The organism is Geomicrobium sp. JSM 1781026, from assembly GCF_041949955.1.
Classification (GTDB): Bacteria; Bacillota; Bacilli; order Bacillales; family Marinococcaceae; genus Geomicrobium_A.
The window spans coordinates 474,875-487,611 of the sequence record NZ_JBHFQF010000001.1; the positions used below are offsets into that span (position 1 = coordinate 474,875).

At 45.8% G+C, this 12,737-nt stretch carries 18 protein-coding genes; all 18 read left to right on the top strand.

Features of this window, described 5'->3' with window-relative positions:
- Positions 1–5: 5 nt before the first annotated feature.
- The 18 genes from fliG (at position 6) to fliR (ending at position 12,737) form a co-directional block, all read left to right on the top strand.
- The gene (fliG, locus tag ACE1TF_RS02360; protein WP_375013905.1) at positions 6–1,019 is read left to right on the top strand and encodes a flagellar motor switch protein FliG; all 1,014 of its coding nucleotides are present in this window, start codon (positions 6–8) and stop codon (positions 1,017–1,019) included.
- Positions 1,012–1,809: a flagellar assembly protein FliH gene (gene fliH, locus ACE1TF_RS02365; RefSeq protein WP_375013907.1), complete on the top strand. Its 798-nt coding sequence runs from the start codon at positions 1,012–1,014 to the stop codon at positions 1,807–1,809. Before fliG ends, fliH begins: the two co-directional genes overlap by 8 nt.
- A complete protein-coding gene (gene fliI / locus ACE1TF_RS02370; RefSeq protein WP_375013909.1) occupies positions 1,796–3,103 on the top strand; it encodes a flagellar protein export ATPase FliI in 1,308 nt (435 codons plus the stop codon). The genes fliH and fliI overlap by 14 nt, the downstream gene beginning before the upstream one ends.
- Before the next feature lie 7 nt (positions 3,104–3,110).
- Positions 3,111–3,551, top strand: a complete 441-nt coding sequence (gene fliJ / locus ACE1TF_RS02375) for a flagellar export protein FliJ (RefSeq protein ID WP_042396906.1) — start codon at positions 3,111–3,113, stop codon at positions 3,549–3,551.
- 9 nt (positions 3,552–3,560) lie between these two features.
- On the top strand, positions 3,561–4,094 hold the full coding sequence (locus tag ACE1TF_RS02380; protein ID WP_375013911.1) for a MotE family protein: 534 nt from the start codon (positions 3,561–3,563) through the stop codon (positions 4,092–4,094).
- 6 nt (positions 4,095–4,100) lie between these two features.
- Positions 4,101–5,309 (top strand): flagellar hook-length control protein FliK, encoded by a 1,209-nt coding sequence (locus ACE1TF_RS02385; RefSeq protein ID WP_375013913.1) that lies wholly within the window; start codon positions 4,101–4,103, stop codon positions 5,307–5,309.
- Positions 5,306–5,794 (top strand): flagellar hook assembly protein FlgD, encoded by a 489-nt coding sequence (flgD, locus tag ACE1TF_RS02390; protein ID WP_052398449.1) that lies wholly within the window; start codon positions 5,306–5,308, stop codon positions 5,792–5,794. The genes ACE1TF_RS02385 and flgD overlap by 4 nt, the downstream gene beginning before the upstream one ends.
- The gene (locus ACE1TF_RS02395) at positions 5,795–6,181 is read left to right on the top strand and encodes a TIGR02530 family flagellar biosynthesis protein (protein ID WP_375013915.1); all 387 of its coding nucleotides are present in this window, start codon (positions 5,795–5,797) and stop codon (positions 6,179–6,181) included.
- Between the two features lie 74 nt (positions 6,182–6,255).
- Complete coding sequence (gene flgG, locus ACE1TF_RS02400) at positions 6,256–7,056, top strand: flagellar basal body rod protein FlgG (RefSeq protein WP_375013918.1); 801 nt, start codon at positions 6,256–6,258, stop codon at positions 7,054–7,056.
- A gap of 49 nt (positions 7,057–7,105) precedes the next feature.
- Positions 7,106–7,321: a flagellar FlbD family protein gene (locus ACE1TF_RS02405; protein WP_042396891.1), complete on the top strand. Its 216-nt coding sequence runs from the start codon at positions 7,106–7,108 to the stop codon at positions 7,319–7,321.
- A complete protein-coding gene (fliL, locus tag ACE1TF_RS02410) occupies positions 7,318–7,743 on the top strand; it encodes a flagellar basal body-associated protein FliL (protein WP_052363411.1) in 426 nt (141 codons plus the stop codon). The genes ACE1TF_RS02405 and fliL overlap by 4 nt, the downstream gene beginning before the upstream one ends.
- Positions 7,744–7,757: 14 nt before the next feature.
- Positions 7,758–8,750, top strand: coding sequence for a flagellar motor switch protein FliM (gene fliM, locus ACE1TF_RS02415; protein WP_375013921.1), 993 nt, complete (start codon positions 7,758–7,760; stop codon positions 8,748–8,750).
- On the top strand, positions 8,743–9,957 hold the full coding sequence (gene fliY / locus ACE1TF_RS02420; RefSeq protein WP_375013923.1) for a flagellar motor switch phosphatase FliY: 1,215 nt from the start codon (positions 8,743–8,745) through the stop codon (positions 9,955–9,957). Before fliM ends, fliY begins: the two co-directional genes overlap by 8 nt.
- Positions 9,958–9,977: 20 nt before the next feature.
- Positions 9,978–10,343 carry a response regulator gene (locus ACE1TF_RS02425; RefSeq protein ID WP_042396885.1) on the top strand — a complete coding sequence of 122 codons (366 nt, stop codon included), beginning with the start codon at positions 9,978–9,980 and terminating at the stop codon, positions 10,341–10,343.
- A 12-nt stretch (positions 10,344–10,355) separates the two neighbouring features.
- Positions 10,356–10,985, top strand: a complete 630-nt coding sequence (locus tag ACE1TF_RS02430) for a flagellar biosynthetic protein FliO (protein WP_375013925.1) — start codon at positions 10,356–10,358, stop codon at positions 10,983–10,985.
- Positions 10,982–11,671, top strand: a complete 690-nt coding sequence (gene fliP, locus ACE1TF_RS02435) for a flagellar type III secretion system pore protein FliP (protein ID WP_375013927.1) — start codon at positions 10,982–10,984, stop codon at positions 11,669–11,671. Before ACE1TF_RS02430 ends, fliP begins: the two co-directional genes overlap by 4 nt.
- Positions 11,672–11,689: 18 nt before the next feature.
- Entirely contained in the window at positions 11,690–11,959 is a 270-nt protein-coding gene (gene fliQ / locus ACE1TF_RS02440; protein WP_042396883.1) for a flagellar biosynthesis protein FliQ, read from the top strand.
- A gap of 4 nt (positions 11,960–11,963) precedes the next feature.
- Entirely contained in the window at positions 11,964–12,737 is a 774-nt protein-coding gene (fliR, locus tag ACE1TF_RS02445) for a flagellar biosynthetic protein FliR (RefSeq protein WP_042423662.1), read from the top strand.

A 12,737-nucleotide genomic window follows, 5' to 3' on the forward strand; every position in this document is an offset into this window, starting at 1 on the left:
CACAGATGAATCGAACGCGACAGAAGTACTCTGGCAAACAAAAAGCAGCAGCGCTATTAATTTCTCTTGGACCCGACGTATCTGCAAATGTATATAAACATTTACAGCAAGAAGAAATCGAACAGCTCACACTAGAGATTGCGAACGTTCGAAAAGTAGACAATGAAGACCGAGATCAGTTGATTCACGAATTTCATCAACTCGCGGTCGCTCAAGAATACATGACGCAAGGCGGCATCGGTTATGCCAAAGATGTGCTAGAGAAGGCGCTAGGAACCGATGAGGCGATGGCCATCATTACGAAGCTCACATCGACGTTGCAAGTGCGCCCGTTTGATTTTGCGCGCAAATCAGAGCCGGTTCAAATTCTTAATTTCATTCAAAATGAGCATCCACAAACGATCGCACTCGTCCTTTCTTACTTAGACCCCCACCAAAGTGGTCAAATACTTTCGGAGCTCTCTTCTGAAATGCAGTCGGATGTTGCAAAAAGAATTGCAACGATGGACCGGACGTCTCCGGAAATTATTAGTGAGGTGGAGGCGGTTCTCGAACAGAAATTGTCATCGACGTTCACTCATGATTATACGGAAGCTGGAGGAATAGAAGCGGTTGTTGACGTGCTTAACAGCGTCGATCGAAGCACCGAGCGAACGATTCTTGATTCATTAGAGATTCAAGATCCTGATCTGGCAGAAGAGATTAAAAAGCGGATGTTTGTGTTTGAAGACATTGTCACGCTTGACGCTAGGTCGATTCAACGCATCATTCGCGATGTAGACAATGAAGACTTGCAATTGTCACTTAAAATTGCAAGCGAGGAAGTTAGAAATATTCTATTTAGCAACATGAGTACGCGGATGGCAGAAACGTTCAAGGAAGAAATGGAGTATATGGGACCGGTTCGTTTGAAAGAAGTAGAAGACGCGCAAACGAGAATTGTCAACGCTGTGCGCCGTCTCGAAGAAGCTGGAGAAATTGTGATTGCTAGAGGTGGGGGAGATGATGTGATTGTCTAACCTCATAAAACGGAATCGACAAAACAAAAGCTCAACGAATGAGCGCCCATTTTCTCTCGTCTTGCAACCGATTGAAAGAGAGACTGAACTATCGAGCGAAGAATCGTCAGCTGAGCAAGTTGACGCCATGCAAGACACTGGCGTGAACATCGTTCGAGCCGCTCAAGAAAAAGCGGCCACAATTATTGAATCTGCCAAGCAAGAAGCTGCCCGTTTAGAAGCGTCACTCGTTGAAGAGAAAAAGCTTCATGAAGCTGAAGCGAAACGTCTGTACGAAGAACAACGAGAAGCGGGTTGGCAAAAAGGATATGAAAAAGGTCAACAAGAAGGACATGATTCGTATTTGCAGGAAATTGACCGGGCAAAGCACGTCGTAAAAGCAGCGAAGGAAGATTATGACCGGTACGTAGAACAAGCGGAAGAAACAATCTTAAAACTAGCGATGGCGTTTGCCAAACAGATCGTTGGCCAAGTAGTGAGCGTGCCAGAAGGCTATGACCAGTTTTTGAAACAAGCGATCGAGCAAGTAAAAGACGAAGAAGAAGTGCTCATTTACATCCATCCAAATCATTTTGCCGACACCGTGCAACGTCGCGGTGAGTATGAAGCATTGCTTACGATGGCGGAACGTGTTCGTTTTTTTGCAGACCCTACTCTAGAAGAAGATGGTTGCTTAATCAAAACGTCTTACGGGCATTTGGATGCGAGCGTTCACACACAATTGGATGGATTGCACACAGAATTAGAACACCGACTCGTTCGTGAGCGTGAGCACCATGAAAGCTATTAATCTCATAGAAGAACTCGCCACTGTCAACCAATACCAATGGTACGGCAACGTAACCCGAGTTGTCGGTTTAACGATTGAAGCTCGAGGCCCCCGGGCTGCAGTTGGAGAGATTTGTGAAATTAATCAAAATGACGGCTCGGTTGTATTAGCAGAAGTCGTTGGTTTTAAAGAAACGAATCTTTTGCTCATGCCTCTTTCCAAAACGAACCGTATTCAAACGGGTAGTCTCGTGAAAAATCGGAGAAAACCACTTGAAGTGGCTGTTGGAAATGACCTGATTGGCAAAGTCGTTGACGGCCTTGGTCAGCCACTGAACGGTGAGCGGCTGCCTCGAGGCTTGAAAAAGGTTGCAGTAGAACAACCGTCACCCAACCCACTAACTCGTCCAAGAATTACAGAAACGATGCCGTTAGGCATTAAAGTGATTGATGGTTTGCTTACTGTTGGGGTAGGTCAACGAGTCGGCATTTTTGCAGGAAGTGGAGTCGGAAAGAGTACACTTCTTTCAATGATTACGAAGTCTTCAGCAGCCGATGTGAATGTGATTGCTTTAATTGGTGAACGAGGAAGAGAAGTTCGAGATTTTATTGAGAAAGAATTGGGCGAAGAGGGGATGAAGCGCTCGATTGTCGTCGCCGCAACTTCGGACCAGCCAGCGCTCGTCAGAATTAAAGGCGCACAGACGGCTACGGCTATCGCTGAATATTTCAGAGACCAAGGGAAACATGTGAACTTAATGATGGATTCGGTCACACGTTTTGCGATGGCGCAGCGAGAAGTTGGACTTGCTGCAGGGGAACCTCCGACAACAAAAGGATACACACCTTCAGTATTCGCGATGCTGCCTCAGCTGTTAGAGCGATCAGGAACGAGTGTAAACGGCGCAATCACTGCTTTTTATACCGTCCTTGTTGATGGGGATGACCTGAATGAACCGATCACAGATGCCGTGCGGGGGATTTTAGATGGTCATTTTATCTTGGACCGTAGTATTGCAAACCGAGGCCACTACCCAGCGATTGATGTATTAAAAAGCGTGAGCCGATTAATGAATGATATTACAGAAAAAGACCACCAACAGGCAGCGCAAACCATTCGTGAACGAATGAGTGCCTATCGTGATACGGAAGACTTAATTAGTGTAGGGGCGTACAAAAAAGGACACGCTAGATCGATTGACTTGGCGGTAGAGCTTCAACCAGAAATACAACGGTTTTTGCAACAGTCAACAGGAGAGCATGTTTCTTTAGACCAAACGCGCGCGTGGATGAATGACATTGCCATAAAGGAGTGACCGGGTCGTGACCTTTCGGTTTAGGTTAGAGAAGTTGTTGCAAGTAAAAGAGAATGAAGCGAACGATTGCCAGGTGAAATATAACGAAGCGGTCAAAAAATTCGAAACGGTCGGTTATGAACTGTACCACTGGCTCAAACAAAAAGAGACAACTAAACAAAAAGTCGACCAAAATGTGGTGGCGGGAACGACCATTGCCGCGCTACAAGAAGCAGAGCTAATGTCCAAACGATTGGAGAAACAAATTCTCATTTGGCAACATGAAGCCGATGTATCCCGGCAACATATGGTCAAAATGAAACAAGAGTGGCAAGCAGCAAACACCGAACTGAAAAAGCTTGAAAAAATGAAGGGAAAAAACAAAGAACGTGAGCGAGAAGAACAAAACCGTCTTGAGCAACTGCAATTGGATGAAACGGCGGTCATGCAATACATTCGAGCAGAGTAGGGGGAGGCTATGAAGAAAAAATCAAAAGACAAGCACTCCTCGTGGAGCGGCAAACAGTTTCTGCTGTTTGTCATACTTATCCCTGGTATTGTGCTCGCAACGATCTTGGCTGTTGTATTTTATGTATTGGACTTCAATCCATTGGAGACGTTCACGGCTGATTCTGAGGAAGAATTGCTCATTCGTGAAGAAGAGTCAACAAGTTCTGCAGATGTAGATGTGCTAGAACAACAACTGCTCGCTGCTGAGCAAACGATTGAGGCTCTTGAAGAAGAACTTGAACAATATGAAATTGATGCTGCGTTTGAGGGAGGGCAGCCACCAGAAGAAGATGCTGTTGACGAAGAACTTGCACGTATTGCAAGAATCTATGAAAACATGAATCCGCGAAGAGCGGCAGATATTATGAGTGAGCTGAGTGGTGAGGAAATCGTCACCCACATGACAGAAATGAACGATCAATCCCGCTCGGGCATCTTGCAAAACATGGAAGCTGAGCTTGCAGCAGAAGTGATGACGATGCTAAGCGACCAAGACGATTGAAAGGAGGTGAACCGACTGATTACGACAGGGTATTCAAGTTTGTTTACAGATAAGCTATTCCCGGAAAAGGATTCGCTAAAACCGGTTTTCGCTCAAGGAACAAAAGATCATTCATCAGCACCAGCATTCGCACAGCTGTTAGAAACGTTGAACAGCACACGAGAAGAAGAAATATCCGATACCGACGCCCAAGAAGAAACCGTACTCGATACATTGTTATTACGAATTGCCGAATGGTTGACCTCACGCGAAGACGAGCCAGGAGAACGACCACAGCAAGTACAAGTTGAGGTTGTTGAAGATCGTAACGAGCTAGAAACGGAGCGCTTGCATGAAGAAACCGACCTCCAGTTCGCTCATATTGAATCTTTAATCCAAGATCTAGTCCATGAACCGACTTTGAGGGTAGCAGCCTCTTCTTTGCAAGAAATTCAGGTTATGATCGACAAATTACGAAGGCAATACGTACCGTCAGCCGAGCAACTCGGTCGTTTGCAAAAGATCGTTCAGCGTATCATTGATGAACAAACAACATCTTCACCCGTTTTCAAAGAAACGGTCGTGAAGAAGATTGAAGCCGTTATTGAACGTGTAGAGCGACTGGAAACGAGCGATCATAAACGCAGCCAACCGATCGAACGACCGGCACCCGTTTTGTTGGACGACCGTTTTATGAACAGTGCGTCACGGGTTGAATTTACGCCGTATTACGCAATGAGAGCGTTAGGCGCAGGGGAGCAGCATCAAATTCATATCGGAACAGAAGATACAAAGCACCGACAAGAGTTACAGTTCCAACGGCAACTCCATTTTGTTCTCAATCGAGCACAGTTTCAACAGGTTGGCGGCAAAGAGACACTCACTATTCGCCTCCATCCAGAACATCTAGGGAAGCTTCATATTGAGCTTGTCCGAACGAATGGTGTTATGGAAGCGCGTTTACTAACCGCATCGGCAACCGCTCGAGAACTCATTGAAACACAGCTGCCTCAGCTCAGAAACGCTTTCCACCAACAACATATACAAGTCGAACGAGTCACCGTAGATGACATTGAGCAAAAACTTGATGGCGAGCAAGCGGAGCGGGACCGAGAAGACGATGAAACGACACAATACGAAGAACCGTTGTCTGATGAACAAACGGACTTCCCTTCGTTCCAAGAGTGGCTAGCACAAACCATTGAAAAAGAAGAGGAGGAGATCAAAACGTTATGAACGTGAACTTTCAAACCGCCGCGGCAGGCGAGCGTAATCAAGTGAACGGGGTACCGGTTGCAAAACCCGAAGATACGATTCTTGGAAAAGATGACTTCTTGAAACTTTTAATTCATCAACTGCAAAACCAAGATCCACTAGACCCGATGGACGACCGGGAATTTATCGCACAAATGGCTCAGTTTTCTTCCCTTGAGCAGTTGACGAACATGAATGCCAACATCCAACAGTTTACTCAGCAACAAGAACATACCTCACTCGTACAGCTAAGTGGGCTTATCGGAAAACAAGTGAACTGGTACCGAATTATCGAAGATGATAACGGCTTTGAAGAACGTCACTATAGTGAAAATGAAGTCACTGCAGTACGAAGAAATGAATCAGGTGAACTGCAAGTTCAGCTCGATACCGGTCGCTGGGTCGACAGCCGACAATTAACCGAAGTAGCTTTGAAAAGCGAACCATCAGAAGGTGATGACGAATAAATGCACATTCCTTATCAACCTTTAGCTGCCGTGCAAACGGCCCATCCACCTACGAAAAAAAGTGTAAAAACCGCTCAATCAAATACCGGATCATTTCAAGAAGCATTACAGGCAGCCACAACGAAAGAACCGCTAAAACTTAGTAAACATGCTGAAATGCGTATGAAAGAACGACAAATTCATATGTCCGAAGAACAATGGATACGGGTGACAGAAAAAGTGCATGAAGCAAAAGCGAAAGGTATTTCACAGCCTCTCGTGCTCACAAACGATGCTGCCCTCGTCGTAAGTGCCCAAAATGAAACGGTCGTAACCGTGCTCTCAGAACGAGAAGCAACCGACAAGATCTTCACGAACATTGACGGTACGATTGTACTCAAACGTTAACAGCTGGACCGATAAGGAAGCTGTCCGTTCGCCGACTGACTGACGCGAACGACCCACTATAAGGAGGAATACAGATGATTAGAAGTATGTATTCAGGCGTAACCGGATTGCAAAACCACCAACAAAAACTCGACGTGATCGGCAACAACATCGCCAACGTAAACACATTCGGATTCAAAAAAGGCCGTTACACATTCCAAGATATGCTCAGCCAAACCGTGCAAGGAGCGAGTGGTTCTGGAGGAGATTTAGGCGGTACGAACCCGAGACAAATAGGCCTCGGTGTACAAACCGGTTCTATCGATACGATTCATACCCAAGGGGCGTTGCAGCCGACGGGGCGTGAGTTGGATTTAGGCATTGCAGGGGATGGATATTTTCGTGTAGGTCCCAATGGTGCAGCTGATGAAGATATATTGTATACACGTGCTGGGAATTTTTACCTTGATGGAGATGGCAACATTGTAAATTCAAACGGTAATTATTTGCTAGATGGAAATGGGTCAAACATAACTATTCCATCTACTGCGGAAAGCTTCAGCATAGGTTCAAACGGCGTAGTATTTGCTGTAGGAGGTCCTGACGCTGGGGAAGTAGGTACCATCCAACTCGCCACTTTCCCGAACCCTGAAGGTCTCGAAAAAGTTGGCGGCAACTTATACCGTCCATCACCAAACTCAGGAGCGCCTGGTGATCCAGTTACCCCTGGTGAGGGGGGCTCCGGCAATCTCGTTGCCGGTGCACTGGAAATGTCAAATGTTGACCTATCTGAAGAATTTGTGGAGATGATTACCGCTCAGCGTGGCTTGCAAGCGAACTCGAGAATTATTACGACGTCCGACGAAGTGTTACAAGAGCTCTTGAACTTGAAATAATTGATTAGGGAGGCGCGGGCCGGGGTGGACCTGGCTCGCATACGTACATATGATTCGATTACTCCGGTTAGATGAAACGGTATTTTACTTGAGCTTTATGCAAATTGAAACGGTGGAAAGTTTACCTGACACGACGCTCACATTAACGAACAATCGTAAGCTTGTTGTAAGAAATACATTGGACGATGTGATTGAACAGATTGAGACCAAGTATGAGACGTTCGGTATTGTCGTGAAAAGTAAACCGAAGGAGGAAACCGAGTGAAGAAGTTTGTGCTTATAATGTCTGGCATTACGCTCAGTGTAGCTCTCGTGACAGCTTCGATATGGTTTCTAGGCATGCCTGGTGAAGAACAGGCTGAAGGTTCGGAACAACCGAGTATTGACGAAGTGATCCATCGTTCTTGGGACACCGATCAGCTGACAACGAACCTTGGCAGTGACCATATAATCCGTGCGTCATTTCGAATTGAGACGGACGACCCGGACACACGAGCGGACGTAGAGAAGCGTGATTTTCAGATTAAAAACTTGATTATTCATCGGCTCGCTGAACAAAGTGCTGAAGAGCTTCGCAGTTCAGAAGGGCTAAGGGAGCTAGAAGAAACGCTTCGAACCGACATTAACGAGCTGCTTGAGAGTGGGACGGTAGTCGAAGTGTACACGACGGAACGAGTGATTCAGTAAAAGAGGTGAGTTTCATGGCAGATGTATTGTCACAAGGGGAGATTGATGCGCTTTTGTCCGCACTCTCGACCGGAGAGATGGATGCAGAAGAACTGTTAAGAGAAGATGCGGCAAAGCGCATTTATACATACGATTTCAAGCGGGCGGTCCGATTTTCAAAAGATCAAGTGCGTTCGTTAACGCGCATTCACGAAAACTTTGCCCGGTTATTAACGACTGCGTTTTCTGCGCAGCTTCGAACCTATGTGCAAATTAATGTGACGTCTGTCGACCAACTTCCGTATGAGGAGTTTATTCGCTCCATCCCGTCAGTAACGTTATTGAACATCTTTGACGTTTCGCCACTTGACGGTCGGTTTCTCATCGAGGTAAACCCAAACATTGCTTATGCGATGGTGGACCGTATTCTAGGCGGGTCGGGTGCTGGAATGAATAAAATTGAAAACCTGACTGAAATCGAAAAAAGGTTGCTATCGCAAACGTTTCACTATATGTTAGATAGTTTCCAACAAGCATGGCAATCGGTCATTGATTTAGATCCGGTCATGGATGATTTAGAAGTGAACCCGCAATTTGTGCAATTGCTCAGTCCGAATGAAACGGTAGCCGTTATTAGTTTATCAACGACGATCAATGAGACGTCAGGGATGATTAACGTCTGCCTCCCGTATGTCGTGCTTGAGGAGCTATTGCCGAAGTTGTCTGCGCACTACTGGATGCAATCGCCGAACAAAGAGCGCAATGAACAAGAAGAGGGGAATTTGAAGCGCTCGGTACATAAAGCTGACCTGTTAATCCAAACGATCCTTGGAACGTCAACACTCACGGTAGAAGAGCTTATGTACTTAAAAGCTGGAGATGTTTTGGAACTAGGTCAAAGTGTTCATGACCCACTTGTGACAAATGTCGGAGAAAAACCTAAATATTATGTACAGCCTGGACGAAAAAAACAAAGAATAGCTGTGCAAGTGAGAGAAGAAATAAAGGAGGATGTCGACGATGAATGATGAGCCGCTCTCTCAAGAGGAGATTAACCAGCTGTTGCAAGGGCTCGAAGATGAAGCAGAAGCCGAACGAACTGAAAAGACAGACGACGGCTATCCGCCTGCACCAACACGAGCGACGACCGATATCCAACAATTTCTAACGGAAATTGAAAAAGATGCGATCGGTGAAATTGGCAATATTTCTTTCGGGACGGCGGCAACAACGCTTTCTCAGCTGCTAAACCAAAAAGTGTCGATTACAACACCAATTGTGCAAGCGGTCAAATCAGATTTATTGCAAGAGGAGTTCCCTGCTCCCCACGTATCGGTACACGTCCAATATAAAGAAGGGTTTGAAGGGACGAACGTGCTCGTCATTAAAGAGAAAGATGCACAAATTATCGCGGACCTGATGCTTGGTGGCGACGGTACTGAACCGTCAAGCGAGCTCGGGGAAATGCACATTAGTGCCGTGCAAGAAGCGATGAATCAAATGATGGGTAGTTCGTCAACGTCATTGTCTACGATCTTTAATACGAGAGTGGACATTTCTCCTCCTGGCATTACGATGTTGGATGTTGAGGCAGGAGACGGCATTGAACAGCTTCCGAATGAAGCGACGCTCATTAAGATTTCTTTTCGTTTAAAGATTGGTGAGTTGATCGACTCCATCATCATGCAACTGGTGACAGTGGAGTTTGCAAAAGAAATGGTCGAGCTGCTCATGAACCCTGGCGATAACGCAGGTGCAGTTGAAGCGCCAGCGATGCCTGTAGAAGAGAAAACGGTTGAGCAGGATTCTCATCCGGAGCCAACCCGACCTGCTCAGGCAACGTCAGTCCCGCCTTCACCTCCACCAACTAACGAGCGACAAGAACATTTGCATGAAGAGTTCGCAATGGATGACAGAGAAGTACAACCTGCGCAGTTTGCGAGCTTTGAAGAAGAACCACTCACGAGAAGTCAGTCACGCAACTTGAACATGCTTATGGATATTCCCCTTGATGTAACGGTCGAGCTCGGCCGCACAAGACGGTCGATCAAGGATATTTTAAGTTTTACTCAAGGATCGATTATCGAGCTGGATAAGCTGGCAGGTGAACCGGTTGACATTATGGTCAATCACCGTCTTGTCGCTAAAGGCGAAGTCGTCGTTATAGACGAGAACTTCGGTGTGCGTGTGACCGATATCGTTAGCCAAGCCGAGCGTTTAGAAAACCTAAAATAAACAGAGAAGAGGCGGAGTTCATGACAAGCCGTGTATTAATTGTTGATGATGCTTCATTTATGAGAATGATGATTCGGGATATTTTGGAAAAGCACAATTTTGTCGTTGCTGGGGAAGCAGAAAACGGAAAAGATGCAATTGAAAAGTATAAAGAGACAGAACCGACGTTTGTGACGATGGACATTACGATGCCAGAAATGGACGGCATCGAAGCATTAAAAGAAATCCGTGCGTTTGACCCAGAGGCGAAAGTAATTATGTGTTCGGCGATGGGACAACAAGCGATGGTTGTGGATGCCATTAAAGCCGGGGCAAAAGATTTTGTCGTCAAACCATTTCAAGCGGACCGCGTCATTGATGCAGTAAATAAAACGCTCGGTCAGTAAGGGGGCATGGGGATGAGGATGATCAAACCATGGACCGCAATCGTTTTTGCCATGTGTAGTCTTTTGTTATTCCCTGCACCTCATGCGTTTGCGGATCAATCAGTAGCAGATACACTTCAGAACAATGAAGGGGTGGGGGAAGTGGAAAGTGCCCCCGTTGTTCCTGAAGAAGAACAAATTCAAGTCGGCGGGAGTGCAGCTGCTGAGGAAAGCATGTGGAGCGTGTTGTTTAAACTTGGGCTCGCACTCACTGCCGTACTTCTCATTATGTACGTATTGCTAAAAATGCTCGGGCGTAAAAGCCACCATGTGCAATCCAGTGGCATGTTGCAAAACCTAGGGGGCATACAACTCGGGCAACAAAAGTCTGTTCAAGTGATACGAGTCGGTGATCGTTTCTTTATTGTTGGTGTTGGCGATTCCATTCAACTTCTCGATGAGATTCGTGACGAAGACGAAATCCGACAGCTCGTAGAAAAAGCAGATCAAACCTATAGCGCTCCTGATTTCATGACGCATGCGAAATCGTTTTTGCAAAAACAAGCGAAAAAGGATGAGACGGTGCAATCGCTTGAGCGAAAGCTCGGTCAAACGAAGAGCGCCAAAAGATCATCGGTTGACTCGTTGGGGATTGGCAAATGAGCATAGTCATTACGGCAATTCCAGGTATTGATGTAGGCAATTGGCTCAGTGACGATCCTCAAGATGTCGCGATGACGGTCCGGCTCGTATTGTTGCTCACGGTGCTCACGCTTGCACCTGCATTCCTTATTCTAATGACGTGTTTTACACGAATCATTGTTGTGTTAGGTTTCGTCCGGATGGGACTTGCGACACAACAGATGCCACCGACCCAAGTGTTAATCGGGTTGGCACTATTTTTGACGTTTTTCATTATGGGTCCTGTGCTTTTAGAGATTAACGAAGAGGCCGTCACACCCTTTCTAGAAGGTGACATTGATCAAGAAGAAGCGTTTGAGCTTGCGGCTACACCGATAAAAACGTTTATGGCTGAACATACGCGGGAGAAGGATTTGGCTTTATTTATGGGGTATGCCGAAATGGAAGCCCCGGAAACGCTTGATGATATTCCGTTAACGGCACTCGTTCCAGCCTTTGCCATTAGTGAACTGCAAACCGCATTTCAAATCGGTTTTCTCATCTTTATTCCATTTCTCGTCATTGACATGATTATCGCTAGTGTACTTATGTCCATGGGGATGATGATGCTTCCACCGGTCATGATTTCCTTGCCATTTAAAGTGTTGTTGTTCGTGCTTGTGGATGGATGGTATTTGGTCGTGCAGTCGCTCTTGATTAGCTTCTAGTAGAAAGGAACGATTCGAATGTCACATGAAACGGTGTTAAGCCTTGCCGAGCGCAGTGTGATGGTCATTATCATCATTGCAGGCCCGTTGCTCGTTCTTGCGCTCGTCATTGGGCTGGCGGTAGCGGTATTTCAGGCGACCACACAAATACAAGAGCAAACCCTTGCATTCATACCCAAAATTCTTGGTGTGTTAGCCGGAATTGTCGTATTTGGGGCGTGGATGTTAAATGAGCTCATATTTTTTACTGAACAGTTGTATACAAACTTACATAACTTTATAGGATGATCCGATGGAATGGATAAACCTAATACCCGCCTATTTGCTCGTATTTGTTCGTCTGCTTGCATTTTTAGCAACTTTACCGGTATTTTCTTATCGAAATGTACCAGCGTATTTTAAGATTGGCTTTGCGGTTTACTTTGCTTTTATCGTAATCTTTACGATCGATTCTCCAATCGTTGCGTTGGATGGACAATTTATTTTGCTCGTCGTCAAGGAAGTGCTCGTAGGTTTGTTAATCGGTTTAATTGCCTCAACGTTGTTTTACGCTGTGCAAACGGCAGGGGCATTTATTGACCTGAAGATCGGTTTTCTCGTCGCTAACGTCATCGACCCACAAACGGGTGCGCAAAGTCCGTTAACGGGAGGGTTTCTTTATGCGTTTGCGGTTTTGTTCTTGTTTGTGACAGGGGGTCATCACCTGTTATTAGACGGGATGTTCTATAGTTTTTCATATGTTCCGATTGATGAAGTCGACATTAACTTGACGAGTGAAGCGGTCATGCAAACAGCAGTTGAAGCGTTTGTGACGATGTTTATTATCGCTTTTCAAATGGCATTTCCAGTCGTTGGTGCACTTTTTCTCGTTGATGTCGCTCTAGGCATGATGTCGCGTGCGGTACCACAAATGAACGTGTTTGTTGTCGGTCTTCCTCTGAAGATAATTTTAGGTCTACCGATTATGATGCTCATGCTGCCGGCATTCTTTTGGCTTCTTCAACGACTTGTTGAAGAAATTGTCATCAGTATGCGCATGTTAATGCAGCTTTTTGGAGGTGCATAA

Excerpts from the sequence above, each read along its gene's own strand:
- fliG (WP_375013905.1), top strand. The coding sequence starts at position 6 with ATGAATCGAACGCGACAGAAGTACTCTGGCAAACAAAAAGCAGCAGCG.
- fliI (WP_375013909.1), top strand. The coding sequence starts at position 1,796 with ATGAAAGCTATTAATCTCATAGAAGAACTCGCCACTGTCAACCAATAC.
- ACE1TF_RS02380 (WP_375013911.1), top strand. The coding sequence starts at position 3,561 with ATGAAGAAAAAATCAAAAGACAAGCACTCCTCGTGGAGCGGCAAACAG.
- flgD (WP_052398449.1), top strand. The coding sequence starts at position 5,306 with ATGAACGTGAACTTTCAAACCGCCGCGGCAGGCGAGCGTAATCAAGTG.
- ACE1TF_RS02395 (WP_375013915.1), top strand. The coding sequence starts at position 5,795 with ATGCACATTCCTTATCAACCTTTAGCTGCCGTGCAAACGGCCCATCCA.
- flgG (WP_375013918.1), top strand. The coding sequence starts at position 6,256 with ATGATTAGAAGTATGTATTCAGGCGTAACCGGATTGCAAAACCACCAA.
- ACE1TF_RS02405 (WP_042396891.1), top strand. The coding sequence starts at position 7,106 with ATGATTCGATTACTCCGGTTAGATGAAACGGTATTTTACTTGAGCTTT.
- fliM (WP_375013921.1), top strand. The coding sequence starts at position 7,758 with ATGGCAGATGTATTGTCACAAGGGGAGATTGATGCGCTTTTGTCCGCA.
- fliY (WP_375013923.1), top strand. The coding sequence starts at position 8,743 with ATGAATGATGAGCCGCTCTCTCAAGAGGAGATTAACCAGCTGTTGCAA.
- ACE1TF_RS02425 (WP_042396885.1), top strand. The coding sequence starts at position 9,978 with ATGACAAGCCGTGTATTAATTGTTGATGATGCTTCATTTATGAGAATG.
- ACE1TF_RS02430 (WP_375013925.1), top strand. The coding sequence starts at position 10,356 with ATGAGGATGATCAAACCATGGACCGCAATCGTTTTTGCCATGTGTAGT.
- fliP (WP_375013927.1), top strand. The coding sequence starts at position 10,982 with ATGAGCATAGTCATTACGGCAATTCCAGGTATTGATGTAGGCAATTGG.
- fliQ (WP_042396883.1), top strand. The coding sequence starts at position 11,690 with ATGTCACATGAAACGGTGTTAAGCCTTGCCGAGCGCAGTGTGATGGTC.
- fliR (WP_042423662.1), top strand. The coding sequence starts at position 11,964 with ATGGAATGGATAAACCTAATACCCGCCTATTTGCTCGTATTTGTTCGT.